Here is a 17,348-nt window from a genome sequence, read left to right as displayed (position 1 = left end):
GAAGTGTTTCATCAACTTTTGTTATATTTGATTACCAATTTAATCTTATGTTATTATTCGCGGTTCCCTTATATTTTATTGCCTTTTTTGGTTGGATCCTTTACACCGCCATAATAAAGAAAACCTTAAAGCAACATATGCCTATGGTTTATTTTGGTGGGGTATTTAGTCTTATCTGGATTGTGATTATAACGATCGCATATATTTAATGCATCAACTTCTGTCGGCGTCTTTACTTTAAAAGCGACGCAAAGTTTGGTTGCACCCAGATGCCTATGCTACCCGAAGCCATCTGATTGTGGCCATTTCGGAGGCATAAGCCAATTAATATATCCATTACTTTTCCACGGCAGGATGTACACCTGTATTATCCAGATAAAGAAGGAGACCTGCCTCAAACAGAATGAAAATTGTTTTCTAAGGGTTTTTATATTTATAAAAGATATAATCAACACTGCCATAGGGTTGTCACCGGGCTTGCTAAATTTGTTGCATAATTAAAAATAATTTATGTTCAAAATGTTCATAAAAATTATTTTACTGATTGCGAAATAGTGGAAAACAAAGTAAAAGATATAGGAACTTTTTGTCCCGTCAACATCAAAGAATGGCGGGACTGGTTGGCCGCCCATCATGATCTTAAATCGTCGGTTTGGCTTGTTTATGGCAAGAAGGGTTCTGGTTTGCCAAGCATTACCTGGAGTGAAGCTGTAGATGAGGCCCTTTGTTTCGGCTGGATAGACAGTATAAAAAAGCCCATAGATAGGGAGAGGTTTATGCAGTTTTTCTGTAAACGGAAACCCAATAGTGTCTGGTCGAAAATCAATAAGGAAAAGGTACAGCGCCTGTTGGCACAAGATCTTATCGAGAAAGCAGGTTTAGCAGTCATTAAAAGGGCAAAACAAAATGGATCATGGGCAGCTTTGGATGCAGTAGAAACACTTAAAATACCTAAAGATTTAGCTGCAGAATTTAAAGACAGAAAAGAGGCAAAGATTTTTTTTCTTGGCCTAAGTAAATCCACTAAGAAAGCCATCTTACAATGGATCTTAATGGCAAAAAAAGCAGAAACCCGGCAAAACAGAATTCTTGAATTTGTAAAATCTTCATCAGAAAACGGATTGCCTAAGCAATTTCTCCGCTAAGGGGCAAGCCATATAAATTAGCTGTTTAATTAAATACCCAACATTTTTAAAAATGGATATTACCAAAAGATTTGACCGGATATTACAGATATTTTTTCTATTGCAATCTAAATCTGTAGTAACTACTGAAGAATTACAAAAGCGGTTCGAAATCAGTATAAGAACGATCTACAGGGATTTAAAAGCCCTTGAGATTGCCGGCATTCCTATCGTAAATGAATCAGGATCTGGCTATTCGATTATGGAAGGCTTTAGGTTACAGCCATCAAGGTTTAGTCAGGAAGAAATTCTCAGCTTAATGGTTGCCGAAAAAGTGATGCAGAAACATGAAACCGAGTTTATTAAAAAACATTTTGAGGTAGCACTTATCAAAATAAAAAGTTCTTTTCAGGTGCATCAAAAAAGAGATTTCCTGCATTTAGAAGACACAATACATCTTAAAAACGATTTTAAATCTAATGATTACCTGCCTAACATTATCGATGTTTTACTCAATAGCACCTTAAAGAAAAAAATAACCCATATCAATTATCTCAAAGGCGGTGATATTCATCCGATAGGAAGATCAGTAGAGCCAATCGGCGTATTCTACGAACACAGTCTTTGGTATTTTTTAGCCTATTGCCATTTAAGGAAAGATTACCGCAATTTTAGGTTAGACAGGATTAAAAAAGTTCTGGTGCTTGAAGAAAACTTTACTATTGCACACCCACCAATTAACGAATTCAGGGATAAAAGTCTATCTGAAAATGTGATGAAAGTCGAAATTAGGGTAGACCGGAAGTATGCACATTTTCTATATTGGGAACGGCAGATTTTCGGATTTACAGGCGAAGAAATTTCAGGTGATTTTGTGGTCATGTATTTCGACTGTTCCCTATCTGTTGTTTCTTTTGTCCGCTGGTTTGTTAAATTTGTTGATGTTGCCGAGATTATAGAACCAGCCCATTTAAACAACGAGCTGATTGAAATAATGGAAGCTGGTTTAAAGAGAATAAAAACAAAAGCGCTTTTTTAAGCGCTTTTGTTTTTTAATAACGGTCCCAGAAAAATGGAGGCTCAATACCTAAGGCCCTTAAATACACAAAGCCCTGGCCACGGTGGTGTATTTCGTTATCAATGAAATACAAAAGGTGGCTAATAATCGAAAACTCGTACTGCCCGAATAATTTAATTGTTTCATGAAGCTGATTTTCAGCGATTTGGTTAAAATATTCCACAATTTTTGGGGTATCCTCATCCCATTTTGCTAGTAGTTCTTCTTTGTTATTAAGCGGAAGATCATGACTAAAGGGAGCTGTTTCTCTTGTGACCATTTCTTTTAAACCAGGAACATTAATCGATACCAACTCTTTAATTAATGCAGAAAAAGGCCTCATTCCACCGATCGAAAATTCGAATAATTCTTTCTCGGGAAATTTTTCAATGGTTTTTCTGGTTAGTTTTCTGTGGCCTAACCAATGCTGTAATAATTCGCTTTTAGTAATCATAGTTGCTGACATCTTGTTATATTAATTTAATAGAACAAAACTAAGGCTGGCCTATGACAGCTGTTTGTCAGTCGAAAAACGGGATATTATTTTTATTGAAAATTTATTTGTCTTGCAATACGCTAGCAGATAAATCTTGTGTTTGGTTAATGTGCTTCCGGTACATATTGCCCCAGTCAGACATCGCATCCAGCATTGGTTTCATGGTACGGCCCAAATCGGTAAGGCGATATTCTACCCTTGGTGGCACTTCAGGAAAAACAACCCGGGTAATAATCTGGTCTTTCTCCAGTTCTCTTAACTGGGCCACCAACATCCTTTCTGATATGCCGATAATGTCTTTTTTAAGTTCACCATATCGCATGGTGCCATAAGAAAGGCGGCACAATATAGCGGGTTTCCACCTTCCACCGATTACCGCCAGCGACGAGGACATGCCACAGCTGTCGATCATCATTTTTTCGTTCAAAGCATTGGTTGATGTTTCTTTTCTCATTTCTTACTTTTTTGTTAGTACCTAACAATTTGTTGCTTACCTGCAAATGTAAAGTATCTCTTTTACTTTAGCATAAAATTTAAAAAATACAGATGAAAAAATTAACAGATAAAATTGCGTTGGTAACAGGAGGAAGCAGGGGCATAGGTGCAGCAATTGTAAAAAGATTAGCCGCAGAAGGTGCGAAAGTGGTATTTACATATGCCAATTCACCAGAAAAAGCTTCGGCCGTAGTGGCTGAGGTTGAAGCTGCGGGTGGGCTTGCTGTAGCATTAAAAGCAAGCAGTACCGTACCAGCTGAAGTAACTGGCGCAGTAGCTAAAACAATCGCCGATTTTGGCCACATTGATATCCTGATCAATAATGCCGGTATTTACATTGGCAAAGCATTTGAAGAACATACACTTGAAGACTATAACGAAATTATGGCCGTTAATGTACAAGCAGTTTTTGTGGCAGCTTTGGCTGCGGTAAAAGGCATGCCTGGAGGTGGCCGGATCATTACCATTGGCAGCAATATGGGTGATAATGCTGTTGGTCCTGAAACCACTTTGTATACCATGAGTAAATCGGCCCTTCAGGGTTTTACACGCGGTTTAGCACGCGATCTTGGTGCCCGAAAAATTACGGTAAACCTGATTCAGCCCGGACCAATCAATACCGATATGAATCCCGCAGATACACCATTGGCTGATTTCTTGAGAACCCGTATGGCTTTGCCAGATTATGGAACGGTAGAAGATATTGCATCATTTGTAAGCTTTATTGCAAGCGAAGAAGCCAGATACATCACCGGTTCGTTTTTAACAATCGACGGTGGGTTGAACGCATAAAGCGATCGCCAATAAGCCAGGCTTTGGTCGGGGCGGCAAAGCCCGGCCAAAGTTTATCTGCTTAAATTAATCTTTTGCTCCAATGTTTCACGATAGTTCCGCCCGATCGGGATTTGGTGAGTGCCGATGATTATCCGGTTGTGGGCTATTCGTGTAATTACCTTGTGGGCTACTAAAAACGATTTGTGTACCCGGATAAAAAGCGGAGCCGGGAACATTTCCTGTACCATCTTTATCGATCCCTTAATCACAATCCTTTCTATTGCAGTATGAATAATAGCATAATCTTTTAAACCCTGGATATGCGTAATCTGGTCGAAATAAAGTTTAATCCTTTTTACCCCACTTTTAACGAAGATGAACTCTGGTTCAGGTACACCTGTTTCCAGTTTGTTATCCTGTAATTTAAGCGCAAGAAAATCTTTTACCTTATCCATTGCCGCAGAAAATCTTGGAAAAGAAATCGGTTTAAGTAAAAAATCGATTACCCCAAGTTCAAACCCTTCAAAGGCATAATTGCGGTAAGCAGTGGTAAAAATGGTAAGTGGAGGATCTGATAATTGTTTTAAGAAGTCAATTCCTGTTATTTCAGGCATTTCAATATCCAGTAATAATACATCAGCTCTATTATTTTCTAAATAATATAAGGCTTCCCCTGCATGGCTAAACAATGATACTGAATATAGATTTTCAGTTCTTTTCAGGTAACCTGCCAATATTTCTAGGGCAAGGGGCTCATCATCTATCACAATAACATTTAACATGCTTTCAATTGTTTAATCTACAGTTCAATGATCAATTTAACGCTAAAAGTATTTTTTTTATCCTCGAGCGCCAACTGGTGCCGATTGGGATAAAGTAGTTCGAGCCGGTTTCGCAAATTGCTCAGGCCAATACCTCCGTTCCTTTTATCGCTGGTTGATGATGGTTTGAAATTTTCGATAAAGAAAGAAAATGTTTTCCCCTCCAGTGCGATATTTATCTTTAACCAACCGTTTTCAGGTTGTTTGCTCAGCCCATGTTTAAACGCATTTTCGACCAGTGGAAGCAATAACAATGGGGCAATTTCAGCGCCATTTAATGATGTATTGTTATTCAACGTAATATTTGCAGCCCCACTAAATCTTAACCGCTCTAATTCGATATAACTGTTCAGATAGCTGATCTCTTTTTCTAACGATACCTTTTCGTCGTTGCTGTCGTACAACATATATTCCATCATTTCTGATAGTTTAAGTACAATATCTGGTGCAAGCTCCGATTTTTTAAGGGTTAGTGCATACAGGTTATTCAATACATTAAACAGAAAATGTGGGTTTACCTGCGCACGCAGAAAATTAAGCTCTGCATTTAATTTTTCTACTGTTATCCTTTGAATAGTAAGTTGTTGGCCATACCAGTCGATACTTAGTTTAAGCGCGAGCATTAAACCCAGGTACCATAGCGTACTAAAAAAATTGTACGATAGGGTTTCCATTAAGTGGCTGTTGCGCATAGGCCCGACCACATAACCATACAGATAGTAATCAAACAGACTTTGCGCCGTTAAATATCCAATTACCGAAATAAGGACCAATCCAAAATAGACGAAGTATCGTTTTTTAAGTAAGAATCTGGGTAAAAAGTAATGGAGGTTAAGGTAAGCGATGATAATGAGCAGGGCAATCCTACCGCTTACGCAGGCAATAAAATAGGGCATGCTGGCCTTATAAATCAGGTATTTTTTCTCATAAATAAAGAACCCCGTAATGAGAAGCCAATACGCAACATGGATCAAAACATATTTTAATGAAACGCTGCGGTTAGAAAACGGCAGTTTAAGCGGTTTATCCAGTGAATCCATTTTTGTGGGTAATGATCAATCGATGGTACGGGTTATGCCGTTGATAATAAAGGAAACGAAAAACATTTAACCTGCAAAATTATATCGACAAACGACACAAATAGTAGATGAATATAATGATAAAAATACTCATATCTATTATTCCGGTTATTGGTCTATTATTTTTCTGTTGCCCTCCTCAATAACTTAATATTGTGTAGAAAGAATCAATTTTTTCAATAAAAACTTGTAATATGAAACAAATCAAATTCAATTGGGCGTTTATTAAGATATTTGCGCTGGTTACACTGTGCTTTACCACATTTGGTTTTACCTCTAAATTTGGGTTAGACAGCTACGAAATTTATCTAAACAACAAACTCATTTTAAAGCAGGCTGTAAACCAGCCTTTGAGTTTAAGGATGCTGAAACTGGGTACGGCTAAAGAAAGCGATCAGTTGCGGATTAACTACAGGCATTGTACTACCGAAAAGGGTGTAGGTACCGATCGAATCATTTTTTTAAAAGATGATAAAGGAAATATATTGAAGAAATGGGCTTTTGCCAATGCCACCAGTCCGGATTTAAATATGACAATAGCGGTAAAAGAACTCTTGCAGTTAGAAAAGAAAAATGCCAACCGCGAATTGAGCCTTCAATACACAGCCAGAGAACTTCCTAAGGGCGAAACCCTAGCTATTCTGCGTCTTTAAGCATTTTTAGTGTTGTTAAATACTAATGCGTTCGGATTAAATTTCTGGGCGCATTTTTAGTTTAATATATTATTCAAAGTGCTTCGGAATCGAAATCACAATCATTCTTTGGTTGACGTTAACTAAATCATTTTGCTGTTAACTGCACGTGAAAGTGCTTCAACCATATTACTCACTTCCAATCGTTCAAAAATCCGTCGCCTGTAATACTTTACGGTATCAGGGGCAACAAATATTTTTTTGGCAATTTGGTTAATGGTTAAACCTTGGGCGTGCAATTGCAATATTTCGATTTCCCTCTTGCTGAGTTTTGGTTTCTGTGATTTCTGCCAGCTTTTACTTTCGATATTTAGCTCCCACAGATCATCAGTGCCTTGTTTGTAAATGCAGATGTTACCCGCCTGCTGATGGTGCGAGATGGAGACAATACACATCGCTTTCCACATTTTACCTTCGCCAGTTAAAAACAAGGGGGTAAGTTTATGATTAATCAACGTGGGTTTACCTTCCCGGTTAATCAGATGAAAATCGTAAGTGATACTATAGTATTTTTTTTCTTCATCAGGTAATTTGGCAAAAAAATCGAATCCCGTTTCGTTAATCAGACTCAATAATGCAAGATCCTTTTCAGGTACATTTTTAAAATAAAATTCATAGCCTAAACCCAATACTTCTTCGGGCGAATAACCACATAAAAATATAGGATTTTCTGAAACATACTCAAAGGCCATTTTTTCGTAATCGATTACGTATATGCCTTCGTAGGTTAAACGCGCAAAAGCTTTTATAGTTTCCATGTAATCCTGCTGCTGGAGAAGGTCTTCAGTCGATATTTTTTCAACCTTATTCTTAGTAAGCAAAGCGGAGGTAATAGTATCTTTCATTTAAGGGATGGCTTAATAGCAAATTTACACTAAAGTGTAGCCTTTGAAAGTATTTTTGTGCCCACTTTTATAGAAAAGATTTTGAATGACGAAAAAATGGTCTGAATTAAGCTTGGCAGAATTAAATAAAACCAAGTCGAAGTTAAAAGGTGCCTTAATTGGATTTATCATATTTGGAGTGCTTATTTCTTTAGCCTTGTTTTTTCTCAAGGCAAAATTGGTATTATTCATCCCAGCAATGGTGCTGCCCATCACCTGGTTGCCTATTTACATCTCCTTAAAATCGGTAAATGATGAGATCAGATTACGTGATGCAACAAATATTAACCAATAAATTATATGCATCCTGATCTAATAAATTGCAGAAACTGCAGCCATGTTGTAAATGATGATTTTTGCGGCCGTTGTGGTCAGCCGGCGCATGTTAAAAGGGTAGATGCGCACTATATTCTACATGAAATACAACATATTCTACATTTCGAAAAAGGAATATTGTTTACCGTAAAAGAACTGCTCATCAGACCTGGCCAAAATATCAGAACATTCATTACCGAGAACCGCAGCCGCTTGGTAAAGCCAGTTATATTTATCATTATCAGTTCGTTAATTTATACCGTAATTAGTCATTTCTTTCATCTTGAAGAAGGCTATGTTGCATATACCGAGGTAAAAAAAACTAGTGTTAGTTTAATTTTCGATTGGGTACAGGGCCATTATGGTTATGCCAATATTTTAATGGGTGTTTGCATTTCCCTATGGTTAAAACTATTTTTTAAAAAATACAGCTATAACTTTTTCGAAATATTGATTCTGCTGTGTTTTGTTATGGGGATTGGCATGTTAATCATTTCTGTTTTTGCCATTGCCGAAGGACTTAGCAAAATCAGTTTGATGAAAGTTTCGGGTATTGTAGGAGCAGCCTACAGTACTTGGGCGATAGCACAGTTTTTTAACGGGAAAAAAGCAGTAAACTATTTAAAAGCAATTATTGCATATAGCCTGGGGATGTTAACATTTGGGCTTTTGTTAGTGCTTTTTGGAGTTTTAATCGATGTGTTGATCAAACATTAAACAGGCGTGAAATTTCCATATTTTAGCATGATCGCTATCAAAAATAGATGAGACTTAGAACTTATGATCATCCTTTTTTTATGTTAATCAATATGCTGATTTACAAACCACCTTGCCATTACTTTTTGCAGTTCGCTAATTTCTACCACATTATTAGTAGCCCAGGCTACAATTCCATCAGGGCGGATCAATGCCGCACATAACCCAAATGGATTTTTCGCATGAGTCGAAATATAATCGATCTGATTGTATTCACTAGCCAACTTTTTCAGTGAGGTATCATGGTTAAAACTGAGCAGTATGCCCCGGCCATTATGCATCAGTTCGCCAATTTTTGTTCCATTTTCAAATTTAAAATTAGGAACACTGCAACCAACCAGCGGATGCTTTCCACCAAGATTAATTTGAGTAGAAACACCCCAAACCCTGCCCGCAAAATAGGTGGCGCCATCAACGGTATTGATGAGGTCGGTAATAATTGCGTGTAATGCGCGGGCGTTAGGATCAGGTTTCATAATTGCTGCCTGAGCACGAGACCAGTTGAGTACTTGCGCACCAATTGGATGTCGCTCTGTACCATAACTATCCAATAAACCTTCAGGAGCTTTTCCGTAGATGGTGGCTGCAAGTTTCCAACCCAGATTCATGGCATCACCCAAACCCAGGTTAAGCCCCTGGCCACCTAAAGGTGCATGAATATGCGCAGCATCGCCAGCTAAAAGTATGCGGCCGTTGCGGTAGCTTGTAGCTTGCCTTGCGCGGTCGGTCCAGGTGCTTGCAATATGGAGCGTACTGATGGTAACATCGGTGTTTGAAACACGGCGCAGTACGTCTTGCAGATGTTCTCGTGTAACTGGCTTTGCCGAACCATGAAATGCACCACCATCAAAATCCTGTATGGCCAGATAACCTGGCTGCGATTGCATGTACATCCCTGTTGGCGTTACGTTTCGTCCTGGTTTAAGCAGCTCTGGACTGAGGATGTCTACCTTAGCTGAGTAACCCGTAAATTCAGGCTCGGTTCCGGCGAATTCGAAACCGCCCGTTTTGCGTACCACACTCCGGCTGCCATCGCAGCCTACAAGCCATTTACTTTCGAAAGATTGCCCACCCGCCTCTACAGTTACGCCTTCGTTATTTTGATGGAAGCCTGTAACGGCAAAACCTCGTTTAATTTCGACACCCAAGATTGCTGCGCGCTGTGAAAGTACCTTTTCCAGCTCCTCCATTTCAGTAATTAAACTGGTAGGTGTAGACCCTGGCAGGCGATATTTCCATTGTGTGGTATCAATATCGCCGTCGTGAAATGGAATACCGGCGAAGTGACCTGCCTGGCGACGTGGCCCCTGCACGGCATTTTGGTGAGGATTTTTAAGGTGTTTATGTATTTCCAGTTCTTGCAGTAAACCACGGCGATAAAGCGCTCCAATTGTTGGTGCCGACAAGCCGCGGATACCGAAGGGAAGCTGTTTTAAAGGCGAGTGAGCCTCCAGTGTTTTTTCGAGTATCAAAACCGAACATTTAGCTAAAGCCAATTCGCAGGCCAGGAACAGGCCTACAGGGCCGGCACCAGAAATAATAACATCGTAAAAAGTAGGTGTGTGTGTGGGTTTTTTATTTTTAAGTGTTGTGTTCATATCGTATGATTAAAACACAAAATTCTGGAATGCTTAGGCATTAGGCTTGTATAAACGCGACAATCCTCCGTTGGGTTCAGGATGAGAGATTAAGCAGGTCGTTGTTTAACACTTGTTTGCCTTTTTTTGCCTTTCGGGCGAATGCCGCAGGGCTAGTGCCACTATAACGTTTAAATTCTCTACTCAAGTGAGGTTGATCAGTATAACCAAACTCATGCGCCAAACTGGCCAGGTTGGCATCTGGATTATGCCCCAATTGGTTGCGTACCTGCTCAAAACGCATCAGTCCCGATACATCTTTAACCGTATGGCCTGAAGATCGTTTAAAGTTCCTTTCCAATGTGCGCACTGTTACGTGGGCCGCCGTCGCAACCTCGCTCACAGGTATAGTACCCTTTGCTTCCTGCATTGCCATTCCAGCTTTGAACAACATGCTGTTCGCAGCAACGTGCGTCCTTGCCTGTAAGAAATATTGCTTTACTGTTGCCACCGCCTTATCTATTTTTCCATCAAGAATAAATGCGCTCAGTTTGGGTTGGAGCTGGGCCATGGGGTGCTCAAATAGATGTAATCCATGTTTGTTGGATGGGAGACCGAGCAAATCGAATACAGTCCATGGAAAGCACCTGATCCCAATGATCTCAAAACGGTTTTTCGTGTAAAAAATAGCAGGCTGATTAAGTAATCCCATCATAAAAGGTGAGGGTAAGGGTTGCAATTCACCATTGGAAGAAATGTTACAGCCGCTTCCAAAGTGAAAAATGATCTCTGCGTAACCATCAGGTACAACTTCAAAGCTTGATAGTTCTGCTCCAGATACTCTTCTGTTGTACCAAAAGCACTTTATCGTATCCTGCAGCTCCTCTGGAGGTTCGAATTCTTGATGATGCATTTTTAATGGCGGCATATTCGAGGGGATTGTATGCAAGTATAGTGCTTATTACACTTATTTCAATTGGCTAAAACTTCGCAATGATTTTCGCTTTCTGATTTGTTGAAAAGAATGGCTAATGATTATATTCGGTTACCAGAATTAATTATTGGATGTAAAAAAGACACTTCTTATGAAAAATTTATTGCCAAACTTCCAGCACTAGGTTATAGATTTGTTATTGCGTTGCTCTATTTCGAAAATAACTTTAAAACTTGCTCCTTCCCCCGGTATTGAATGCACCTCAACCGTTAAGTTAAGGTAATTCGCTATGCTTTTTACAATGGCAAGTCCTAAGCCATAGCCCGCATTTTCGGCATGACCAGTTTTTTTAAAACGGTCAAATACATGTGGTATATCTTCTGCCTTAATGCCTTGGCCACTATCGCTAACCTGAATGGAATAATAACCTTTTTCAAGATGATCAGAAATCTGTATACTACCATTTTCTTTGTTAAACTTAATGGCATTGTTAATTAAGTTATAAAAGAGCTGAAATAGAAGATCATGATTGATGTTGCTTAAACGTTTGTTATGGCTAAGGTCGATGTTGATCTGAATGTTTTTTTCCTCGAGCCTATGGCTTATTTCTTCCACTATTTCATTAAAGAGGGTTTGCGGTTCTATCTCATCCTGTTTGGAGAATTGTTCATTTTCTATTCTCGAGATGAGTAGGAGCGAACGCGATATTTTCTTTAACCGCTCCAGTGTTTTCATCATATCAACAATGTGTTCTTGTACCGCTTCGGATGCCGATTCTTCGGTAAGCAGGTTTTCCATCTTGTTTTGTAATATACTAATGGGCGTCATAAACTCATGCGAGGCATTGGCGGTAAATTCCCGCTCCTTTTCAAAAGCCTCGTTGATCTGGTCCATTAACGAAATGAGCGAATGATCGAGGTATTTAAAGTCTTGTGTACTGGTGTTAATATGGCCATGTTTCTTTTTAAAGGGAAACCGGCTATTGGTTAGCCTTAATTTGATAATCTGACCAAGCGGTTTAATTAACTGCCGGGTAAAAATCAAATCTATAATAATGCTTAGGGCAATAAGTATGATGAGCACGTATAAAGCAAAACGTTGGAGCGCATCGTTATAAAGGTTGATGCTGGCCGTGGTTTTACCGATTTCTAAGAGATAGTTTTTTTGGTTTTTTTGAAAAGTAAAACTCAGTACCCGATACGCGATGGTATCTTGTTCTACAATACGTTTGGTATCGCGTATGGTATCTAATTTAAGTGTTTGTGCTACTGTTTCGAGTGCAATGTATTCATCTTTCAGCATGGTGTAGCTTCCATAACTGTTATCCCCTTCGAAGTAATAATCTATTCCCTTTTTATTGATATTTTGGAGTACTTTTTTCTGTTGGTTTCTAAGTGAAAAGTTGGTGTAGTTAGAAGCGATCTGCCCGATCAGAAAAGGAAGCAACAGGATAAACAGACCTACAATGGCAAGTTTAGATCCGGTAATAAATAAAGTAAGTTTAGTAGATAGTTTCAAATTACTTTTTAATTCTATAACCAACGCCTCTAACAGTTTCCAGCCATTCGGTAGGGGCGTAACCATTTAATTTCTTCCTGATATTTTTAATGTGTGCATCAATGTAGTTCGAGTCGTAATCATCATCAACAAAGTTGCCCCAAATATGTTCGCTTAATTGCATCCGGGTAAGCACCCTATTTTTATGCAGTAAAAGGTAGCTTAAAAGATCAAATTCTTTGCGCGAAAGTTCAATCAGCTCTTCTTCAAAAAATACAAAACGTTTTTGCAGATCGATGTTAAAGTTTCCGAGCGGAATTAACTCCTCGGCCACTTTAAATTTTCGCCTGGCAATGGCCTGCATCCGCGATTGAAGTTCGGGTAAAAAGAAAGGCTTCGCTAAATAATCGTCTGCGCCCATGTCTAAGCCCGCCACCCGGTCTTCTAATTTTCCTCTGGCCGTAAGAATAATGTAAGCCGCATCTGGGTTGCTTTTCTTCGCCTTGCTGAGCAGTTCAAAGCCATCACCATCTGGCAAGCCCAAATCAATCAGTACATAATCGTATTGGTTTAGCTCTAGTTTATTAAAACCCTGTTTAAAACTATGGGCCAGATCGCACAAGAAGAAAGCCTTTTTAAGAAACTTTTCCATTTCAAAAGCAAGCGTTTTTTCATCTTCTATGATCAGTACCTTCATGCGGATTAAAATTGATAATAAACTGCTAAACCAAAGAATGATTGTTGATGTTTTACATTTTCTTCTTTTCTGTTTCCAAGTATGGAGAATTGATAACTGGCCTCTGCAAGGAAATTTCCATTACTCCAGTTTAAAGGTAACTTAAAATTGTAAGACAATAATTTAAACTGATTGACTGTGTTTTCAACTACCTCGGTGGTACTCCCGTTAACGATTCCGGGAGCGGTATCACTTTTCCCCTTTCCATTCCCATTAGCGTTCTGCCTTTTGTTTTTTTCGATGATATAGGTTTCGTAAAAGTGGGTGGTACCTGCTGTAATCTCTACAGCCGGCGTAATTGAAATAAGATTCTTTTCGTTGAACACCGTTCCCAGGTCGATTTCTTTTGAATTTCCAAAACTGATAAATCCATCGGTTTGCTTTCCGAAAGCCAAATCGAGACTAAGATCTGTTTTAAACCAAGGCCATTGGTAGGCGGCCGATGCATTGATGTTGTTGTTATTGGATGCCTGGAGCAAGGGCGAATTAGTAGGAAAAAAAGAATGGGTATAAGCTAGTCCGGCGGTAAATTTTTCATTAAAATCATAATCGTAACCTACGCCCAAATCTGTTTCCGAAATGGTTGAACCATAATTTAAGAGCTTATAACCACCGCCCGAAAAATATAAACCGCTTGGAAACCGTAAGGTAGCGTTAAAGAGTACATATGGATATTTTTCAGGGGTAACCTGGCCGTAATAATTAATGTTGCTATTGTACATGGCCGCAAGTGTAAGCGTAGCTTTTGTCGAATCTTGCTGTGCCTTTACATTCGATATCACCAAAAATAAGAAGAAAATTAAGAGACGGATGCGCATATATTTATGGCCTTTTAATCTTAGGTTTAATAATCTTGATGGGTTTTACCTTTACATTGGGCTTTACCGCCATGGGTTTTACCTGTCTTTTAGCTTTTGGTACTTCTTTGATCTGAAGTGGCTCTGGTTTTTGATTTTCGGGCTGTTTGTCTTTTTTTTCTTTATCCTGTTTTTTAATCAGTTCTTCCTGCTGATTTGAAACAGTTAAAGCGGTAGGATTTTGTTGCAGGGCAAAAACACCCGATAACGGGGCAATTGCCAGGCAAAAAATAACGGCGAATCGGATCATTTTATAAATATAAAAAAAGTTTACCCCCTAAGAGGTAAACCCTACCTAAAAACCACCATACATGGTGCGCTCACATTTCAAAAGTAGAATGGCAACATGAAATTAAGATGAAAAAAATAAATTTTAAATTTCATGTTGGTTTCATCTTCGGCCCTCAACTTTGAAGCGTAAAACTTTAAATAAAATCTACAGTTATGAAAACAAATTTTGTAAATACCATTTTAGCCGTCTTCGTTGTAATCGGGATGACTGCTTTTTATGGATGTAAAAAAAATGAATCAAGCCAGGGAACAACTAAAGTTCAGATTAAAATGACCGATGCCCCGGGTAACTTCGATAAGATTAATTTAAGTGTAAAAGAGATTGTACTGGTATCGGGCGATAAACCTTATGTATTTGCAGCAAGTGCAGGTATATTCGATATTCTTGATTTTAGGATCGGTACAAGTAATCCTGATATTTTGGTTGCTTCAGGTGAAATGCCTTCAGGTGAAATTACCGAAATCAGACTGGTACTTAACGAAACCGGAAATACAATTGTGGTAAATGGGGTTCAACAGGAACTTAAAACGCCAAGTGCACAAACATCAGGCTGGAAGGTGAAATTAACCGCTAATCCTGAATTGGTTGAAGGCGCTGCTTATACACTTTTATTAGACTTTGATGCGGCGAAATCTATCGTAAGCACCGGAAACGGAAAATATTTATTAAAACCAGTGGTACGTGGAATTACAGCAGCAACTACCGGATTAATTTCGGGAACTGTTTTGCCTTTAGCAAGTCATCCTGAAGTTTTGGTTATTGCTGGTACAGATACTGTGGGTACCGTTGCCGATCCTTTAACAGGTAAATTTACAGTTGGTGGCTTATCTTCAGGTACCTACTCAGTTAAATTTGCACCGGTTGTTGGTTATAGAGATAGTACCATTACTGCTGTTAAAGTGGCTTTAGGTCAAAACACTTCGTTGGGCACGGTTACTTTAAAACAGTAAACCCCAATTATTCATATCTAAATTTAAAACGATGAAAAAGCTATTCTTGCTGTTGTTACTCGTGGTAAGCAGCAGCCTTACTTTTAAAGCTCAGGCTCAGGTAAGTGTAAACATAAATCTTGGGGCGCAGCCTGCATGGGGGCCGACCGGCTATGATTATGTAGATTATTATTACCTGCCCGATATTGAGAGCTATTATTATGTGCCTAAAAAACAGTTTATTTATATGGGTGCAGGAGGCTGGGTTTTTACCACATCGCTTCCACCGAGATATAGCGGATATGATTTATATAACGGCTACAAGGTCGTAATTAACTCACGTCAACCTTACCGTTATTTTAAGACCCACAAAGTAAAATATGCCAAATTTAAAGGCAACCATGGGCAATCGGCAATCGGGAAAAGCAAAGGACAAAAATATTCACCGGCTAAGGGTAATGCCAAGGTTTATAAAGGCGATAAAGGAAAACCCTCACAGCATTTTAATAAAGGAAACGGAAATGGCAAAGGCCATGGAAACGGTAAGGGAAAACATTAGTTGTTTGTGTAATAAAGAAAGAAACCCTCCAAATTTGGAGGGTTTTCTTTTTTAATTTCTTTTTTGTTGCCCTGGAGCAAAAGGTCTGGCCGATTTTGAACCTGTTCCTTTTTTGGCTTGCCCTGGAGGAACTTTGCCGCTATTACCAGCAGTTCTGGCACTATAACAAGCACTGGTAAGCAGCATTACCGATAATGCGACAATAAGATATATCTGTTTCATAATAATAAGTAAGCGATAACTGTGCCAATTGCTGTTATCTTTTTTATTAATCAAGTCATGAATTTACTATCCCAGAAAATCCTTGGGGTAGGTTTGCTGATTGTATTTCAAATCCATCGCTTTTAAAAAAGCTTTCCGCTCCGCTGTTAATTCAGGAATGGGTAGCGTTTGCCCAGGAAGAACAGTCGTACCTATTTCCTGAAATAGATTTTCCAGTCCGGCGGGTACTACCGTGCAAAGCAATCGTGCAGGTTTTTCGGAGGTATTCTTAAAGCAATGGATGGCTCCGCCAAGAGGGATATTTACAAAGCCATCTTTTGAAACGATTTGTTTGCCATTTTCTGTTTTAAACTCCACTTCTCCATCCAGTACATGGAACATTTCCTGTATATCGGGATGAGCATGTGGTGGTGGACCACCACCCGGAGGGACAGTCATTTCAATTACTGCATAATTGCCACTGGTTTGCTCACCAGAAATGATGATCCTGTAATTACCCCCTGCTATGCCTAAATACTCGCCTTCATTTTTATTAATGATTGTGATATTAGATTCCATGTTGCTTAGATTTTCGCTGTATATTTTTATTCTTCAACCCATCGGCCAGGATTATCCAGGATATGTGGGATATTATTCTGCCGTTAATTGATAATCCGCTATCATCCTTTATTTCAATCCTCTTTCTTTTAAAAGATTTTCTAATTCTTTGTTGTCATATTTCGAATTATTTGCCAATTTATAGATGAAAAACAAAGGGATGAGTGTCAAAAATCCTAAACTGTTTTTCATAACGCTGTAAAATATAACACCAATCAGAGAGCCAATTAATACTGCATTGGTTATGGCTGCTGATTTCTTTTTTTTTGCTTCTTGCAACAGTTCTTCATCTGTTAATTCCTTTAGATTTTTTTGTTCCATTTTGCCTGGTTTTTGAGCGTAATCCCCTGTGGGTAATGCTCAAATATACGAGATAGACGCAACTACTAAAAGCGTTAGATCAGGTTTAATTAAAAAAAAAACTCTTTCAATCAGCTTAATCAAAAGGTTATTTAACTAAGTCTTTCGACAAGCTACTATTGACAGATTCCAAAAGAAAGGTCGTCATCTCGACCGGAGCAACGCGGAGTGGAGAGATCTTTTGACTATGTTTAAAAGATCTCTCCACTGCGGTCGAGATGACGATTTCACTCGACCTAAAATACACTAAAAATTCTCATGTCATTTATATTGATTTTTAGACAATAAATTTTCT

At 38.8% G+C, this 17,348-nt stretch carries 22 protein-coding genes; 8 read left to right on the top strand and 14 right to left on the bottom strand.

Features of this window, described 5'->3' with window-relative positions; translation table 11 throughout:
• The first annotated feature begins 554 nt into the window (after positions 1-554).
• Positions 555-1,145, top strand: coding sequence for a YdeI/OmpD-associated family protein (locus tag J7E57_RS17760; RefSeq protein ID WP_215131570.1), 591 nt, complete (start codon positions 555-557; stop codon positions 1,143-1,145).
• 52 nt (positions 1,146-1,197) lie between these two features.
• Positions 1,198-2,163 (top strand): helix-turn-helix transcriptional regulator, encoded by a 966-nt coding sequence (locus J7E57_RS17755; RefSeq protein ID WP_215131568.1) that lies wholly within the window; start codon positions 1,198-1,200, stop codon positions 2,161-2,163.
• Positions 2,164-2,176: 13 nt separating this feature from the next.
• Here the strand turns inward: J7E57_RS17755 and J7E57_RS17750 are convergent, their stop codons facing one another.
• A complete protein-coding gene (locus J7E57_RS17750) occupies positions 2,177-2,647 on the bottom strand; it encodes a DinB family protein (protein ID WP_215131567.1) in 471 nt (156 codons plus the stop codon).
• 91 nt (positions 2,648-2,738) lie between these two features.
• Complete coding sequence (locus tag J7E57_RS17745; RefSeq protein ID WP_215131566.1) at positions 2,739-3,131, bottom strand: winged helix-turn-helix transcriptional regulator; 393 nt, start codon at positions 3,129-3,131, stop codon at positions 2,739-2,741.
• 92 nt (positions 3,132-3,223) lie between these two features.
• Between J7E57_RS17745 and J7E57_RS17740 the strand changes: the two genes are divergently transcribed.
• Positions 3,224-3,964 carry an SDR family NAD(P)-dependent oxidoreductase gene (locus tag J7E57_RS17740; RefSeq protein WP_215131565.1) on the top strand — a complete coding sequence of 247 codons (741 nt, stop codon included), beginning with the start codon at positions 3,224-3,226 and terminating at the stop codon, positions 3,962-3,964.
• A 53-nt stretch (positions 3,965-4,017) separates the two neighbouring features.
• On the opposite strand, the gene J7E57_RS17735 is transcribed toward J7E57_RS17740, so the two are convergent.
• Entirely contained in the window at positions 4,018-4,728 is a 711-nt protein-coding gene (locus J7E57_RS17735) for a LytR/AlgR family response regulator transcription factor (RefSeq protein WP_215131563.1), read from the bottom strand.
• Positions 4,729-4,745: 17 nt separating this feature from the next.
• Positions 4,746-5,807 (bottom strand): sensor histidine kinase, encoded by a 1,062-nt coding sequence (locus J7E57_RS17730; protein WP_215131562.1) that lies wholly within the window; start codon positions 5,805-5,807, stop codon positions 4,746-4,748.
• Between the two features lie 233 nt (positions 5,808-6,040).
• Between J7E57_RS17730 and J7E57_RS17725 the strand changes: the two genes are divergently transcribed.
• Positions 6,041-6,499 (top strand): hypothetical protein, encoded by a 459-nt coding sequence (locus tag J7E57_RS17725; RefSeq protein ID WP_215131560.1) that lies wholly within the window; start codon positions 6,041-6,043, stop codon positions 6,497-6,499.
• Positions 6,500-6,621: 122 nt separating this feature from the next.
• Here J7E57_RS17725 and J7E57_RS17720 read toward each other — a convergent pair whose 3' ends face one another.
• Complete coding sequence (locus tag J7E57_RS17720; protein WP_215131559.1) at positions 6,622-7,383, bottom strand: response regulator transcription factor; 762 nt, start codon at positions 7,381-7,383, stop codon at positions 6,622-6,624.
• A gap of 85 nt (positions 7,384-7,468) precedes the next feature.
• Here J7E57_RS17720 and J7E57_RS17715 point away from each other — a divergent pair, with 85 nt between their 5' ends.
• The gene (locus tag J7E57_RS17715) at positions 7,469-7,717 is read left to right on the top strand and encodes a hypothetical protein (RefSeq protein ID WP_215131558.1); all 249 of its coding nucleotides are present in this window, start codon (positions 7,469-7,471) and stop codon (positions 7,715-7,717) included.
• 5 nt (positions 7,718-7,722) lie between these two features.
• Positions 7,723-8,454, top strand: a complete 732-nt coding sequence (locus tag J7E57_RS17710) for a DUF3667 domain-containing protein (RefSeq protein WP_251029962.1) — start codon at positions 7,723-7,725, stop codon at positions 8,452-8,454.
• Between the two features lie 83 nt (positions 8,455-8,537).
• Here J7E57_RS17710 and J7E57_RS17705 read toward each other — a convergent pair whose 3' ends face one another.
• The 6 genes from J7E57_RS17705 to J7E57_RS17680 form a co-directional block, all read right to left on the bottom strand.
• Positions 8,538-10,091, bottom strand: coding sequence for an FAD-dependent monooxygenase (locus J7E57_RS17705; RefSeq protein ID WP_215131556.1), 1,554 nt, complete (start codon positions 10,089-10,091; stop codon positions 8,538-8,540).
• Between the two features lie 76 nt (positions 10,092-10,167).
• The gene (locus J7E57_RS17700; RefSeq protein WP_215131555.1) at positions 10,168-10,983 is read right to left on the bottom strand and encodes a helix-turn-helix domain-containing protein; all 816 of its coding nucleotides are present in this window, start codon (positions 10,981-10,983) and stop codon (positions 10,168-10,170) included.
• A gap of 201 nt (positions 10,984-11,184) precedes the next feature.
• The gene (locus J7E57_RS17695) at positions 11,185-12,588 is read right to left on the bottom strand and encodes a sensor histidine kinase (RefSeq protein WP_251029961.1); all 1,404 of its coding nucleotides are present in this window, start codon (positions 12,586-12,588) and stop codon (positions 11,185-11,187) included.
• Complete coding sequence (locus J7E57_RS17690) at positions 12,524-13,198, bottom strand: response regulator transcription factor (protein ID WP_215131554.1); 675 nt, start codon at positions 13,196-13,198, stop codon at positions 12,524-12,526. Before J7E57_RS17690 ends, J7E57_RS17695 begins: the two co-directional genes overlap by 65 nt.
• 5 nt (positions 13,199-13,203) lie before the next feature.
• Complete coding sequence (locus J7E57_RS17685; protein ID WP_215131553.1) at positions 13,204-14,055, bottom strand: hypothetical protein; 852 nt, start codon at positions 14,053-14,055, stop codon at positions 13,204-13,206.
• 4 nt (positions 14,056-14,059) lie between these two features.
• Positions 14,060-14,344 (bottom strand): hypothetical protein, encoded by a 285-nt coding sequence (locus tag J7E57_RS17680; RefSeq protein ID WP_215131552.1) that lies wholly within the window; start codon positions 14,342-14,344, stop codon positions 14,060-14,062.
• 194 nt (positions 14,345-14,538) lie between these two features.
• Between J7E57_RS17680 and J7E57_RS17675 the strand changes: the two genes are divergently transcribed.
• A complete protein-coding gene (locus J7E57_RS17675; protein ID WP_131030679.1) occupies positions 14,539-15,336 on the top strand; it encodes a DUF4382 domain-containing protein in 798 nt (265 codons plus the stop codon).
• A 31-nt stretch (positions 15,337-15,367) separates the two neighbouring features.
• Positions 15,368-15,874, top strand: coding sequence for a hypothetical protein (locus J7E57_RS17670; protein WP_215131550.1), 507 nt, complete (start codon positions 15,368-15,370; stop codon positions 15,872-15,874).
• 51 nt (positions 15,875-15,925) lie between these two features.
• Here the strand turns inward: J7E57_RS17670 and J7E57_RS17665 are convergent, their stop codons facing one another.
• From J7E57_RS17665 to J7E57_RS17655, 3 genes are all read right to left on the bottom strand, one after another.
• Positions 15,926-16,096, bottom strand: coding sequence for a quinol oxidase subunit 4 (locus tag J7E57_RS17665; RefSeq protein WP_215131549.1), 171 nt, complete (start codon positions 16,094-16,096; stop codon positions 15,926-15,928).
• 66 nt (positions 16,097-16,162) lie between these two features.
• Positions 16,163-16,654 (bottom strand): cupin domain-containing protein, encoded by a 492-nt coding sequence (locus tag J7E57_RS17660; protein WP_215131548.1) that lies wholly within the window; start codon positions 16,652-16,654, stop codon positions 16,163-16,165.
• Between the two features lie 108 nt (positions 16,655-16,762).
• On the bottom strand, positions 16,763-17,014 hold the full coding sequence (locus J7E57_RS17655) for a hypothetical protein (RefSeq protein WP_215131547.1): 252 nt from the start codon (positions 17,012-17,014) through the stop codon (positions 16,763-16,765).
• Positions 17,015-17,348: the final 334 nt, after the last annotated feature.

The organism is Pedobacter sp. ISL-64 (assembly GCF_018613605.1).
In the GTDB taxonomy this organism is placed as follows: Bacteria; Bacteroidota; Bacteroidia; order Sphingobacteriales; family Sphingobacteriaceae; genus Pedobacter.
The sequence above is the reverse complement of the archived record's forward strand: the minus strand, read 5'-3'. Positions and strand labels throughout refer to the sequence as shown.

Bases quoted from the DNA above. Each gene is read 5' to 3' on its own strand.
- J7E57_RS17755 (WP_215131568.1), top strand. From the start codon at position 1,198: ATGGATATTACCAAAAGATTTGACCGGATATTACAGATATTTTTTCTA.
- J7E57_RS17750 (WP_215131567.1), bottom strand. From the start codon at position 2,647: ATGTCAGCAACTATGATTACTAAAAGCGAATTATTACAGCATTGGTTA.
- J7E57_RS17745 (WP_215131566.1), bottom strand. From the start codon at position 3,131: ATGAGAAAAGAAACATCAACCAATGCTTTGAACGAAAAAATGATGATC.
- J7E57_RS17740 (WP_215131565.1), top strand. From the start codon at position 3,224: ATGAAAAAATTAACAGATAAAATTGCGTTGGTAACAGGAGGAAGCAGG.
- J7E57_RS17735 (WP_215131563.1), bottom strand. From the start codon at position 4,728: ATGTTAAATGTTATTGTGATAGATGATGAGCCCCTTGCCCTAGAAATA.
- J7E57_RS17730 (WP_215131562.1), bottom strand. From the start codon at position 5,807: ATGGATTCACTGGATAAACCGCTTAAACTGCCGTTTTCTAACCGCAGC.
- J7E57_RS17725 (WP_215131560.1), top strand. From the start codon at position 6,041: ATGAAACAAATCAAATTCAATTGGGCGTTTATTAAGATATTTGCGCTG.
- J7E57_RS17720 (WP_215131559.1), bottom strand. From the start codon at position 7,383: ATGAAAGATACTATTACCTCCGCTTTGCTTACTAAGAATAAGGTTGAA.
- J7E57_RS17715 (WP_215131558.1), top strand. From the start codon at position 7,469: ATGACGAAAAAATGGTCTGAATTAAGCTTGGCAGAATTAAATAAAACC.
- J7E57_RS17710 (WP_251029962.1), top strand. From the start codon at position 7,723: ATGCATCCTGATCTAATAAATTGCAGAAACTGCAGCCATGTTGTAAAT.
- J7E57_RS17705 (WP_215131556.1), bottom strand. From the start codon at position 10,091: ATGAACACAACACTTAAAAATAAAAAACCCACACACACACCTACTTTT.
- J7E57_RS17700 (WP_215131555.1), bottom strand. From the start codon at position 10,983: ATGCATCATCAAGAATTCGAACCTCCAGAGGAGCTGCAGGATACGATA.
- J7E57_RS17695 (WP_251029961.1), bottom strand. From the start codon at position 12,588: ATGGTTACGCCCCTACCGAATGGCTGGAAACTGTTAGAGGCGTTGGTT.
- J7E57_RS17690 (WP_215131554.1), bottom strand. From the start codon at position 13,198: ATGAAGGTACTGATCATAGAAGATGAAAAAACGCTTGCTTTTGAAATG.
- J7E57_RS17685 (WP_215131553.1), bottom strand. From the start codon at position 14,055: ATGCGCATCCGTCTCTTAATTTTCTTCTTATTTTTGGTGATATCGAAT.
- J7E57_RS17680 (WP_215131552.1), bottom strand. From the start codon at position 14,344: ATGATCCGATTCGCCGTTATTTTTTGCCTGGCAATTGCCCCGTTATCG.
- J7E57_RS17675 (WP_131030679.1), top strand. From the start codon at position 14,539: ATGAAAACAAATTTTGTAAATACCATTTTAGCCGTCTTCGTTGTAATC.
- J7E57_RS17670 (WP_215131550.1), top strand. From the start codon at position 15,368: ATGAAAAAGCTATTCTTGCTGTTGTTACTCGTGGTAAGCAGCAGCCTT.
- J7E57_RS17665 (WP_215131549.1), bottom strand. From the start codon at position 16,096: ATGAAACAGATATATCTTATTGTCGCATTATCGGTAATGCTGCTTACC.
- J7E57_RS17660 (WP_215131548.1), bottom strand. From the start codon at position 16,654: ATGGAATCTAATATCACAATCATTAATAAAAATGAAGGCGAGTATTTA.
- J7E57_RS17655 (WP_215131547.1), bottom strand. From the start codon at position 17,014: ATGGAACAAAAAAATCTAAAGGAATTAACAGATGAAGAACTGTTGCAA.